The 724-nt window shown below is 51.9% G+C and carries 2 rRNA genes; both read right to left on the bottom strand.

What is annotated here, in order from left to right:
- Nucleotides 1-184 precede the first annotated feature (184 nt).
- A 5S ribosomal RNA gene (gene rrf / locus SB786_RS35535) occupies nt 185-300 on the bottom strand.
- Nucleotides 301-440: 140 nt separating this feature from the next.
- Nucleotides 441-724 (bottom strand): 23S ribosomal RNA (locus tag SB786_RS35530); the annotation flags it as partial.

Raw genomic sequence — 724 nt, 5'->3', positions numbered from 1 at the left:
CCCTGCTCTGTAGGAGCAGCCTTGTGCTGCGAAGAGGCCATTGCAGCCGAAGATAATCTTTAGCCTTACCGGCCTCTTCGCAGCACAAGGCTGCTCCTACAGGGAATCGGGCAGGACTGGGGTATTTGCGCTGCAAAGACAAAACCCCTACCTGCATGTGCAGATAGGGGTTTTGCGAAATGAATCTTGACGATGACCTACTCTCACATGGGGAAACCCCACACTACCATCGGCGATGCATCGTTTCACTACTGAGTTCGGGATGGGATCAGGTGGTTCCAATGCTCTATGGTCGTCAAGAAATTCTGTAGCCAGAATGTCCAGATGGACAGCCCAGCGAATCCGGATATGCGATATTTGTGGGTTGTTGCGAACTTTCGGTTCGTGTCATCTTCACCACCACAATTTGGCGTCTTAGGCGCAAATTGCTTGGGTGTTATATGGTCAAGCCTCACGGGCAATTAGTATTGGTTAGCTCAACGCCTCACAGCGCTTACACACCCAACCTATCAACGTCGTAGTCTTCGACGGCCCTTTAGGGGATTCAAGATCCCAGTGAGATCTCATCTTGAGGCAAGTTTCCCGCTTAGATGCTTTCAGCGGTTATCTCTTCCGAACATAGCTACCCGGCAATGCCACTGGCGTGACAACCGGAACACCAGAGGTTCGTCCACTCCGGTCCTCTCGTACTAGGAGCAGCCCCTCTCAAATCTCAAACGTCCAC

The organism is Burkholderia sp. SIMBA_062 (assembly GCF_046534765.1).
In the GTDB taxonomy this organism is placed as follows: domain Bacteria; phylum Pseudomonadota; class Gammaproteobacteria; order Burkholderiales; family Burkholderiaceae; genus Burkholderia; species Burkholderia ambifaria.
This window is presented reverse-complemented; position numbering and strand designations above follow the sequence as displayed.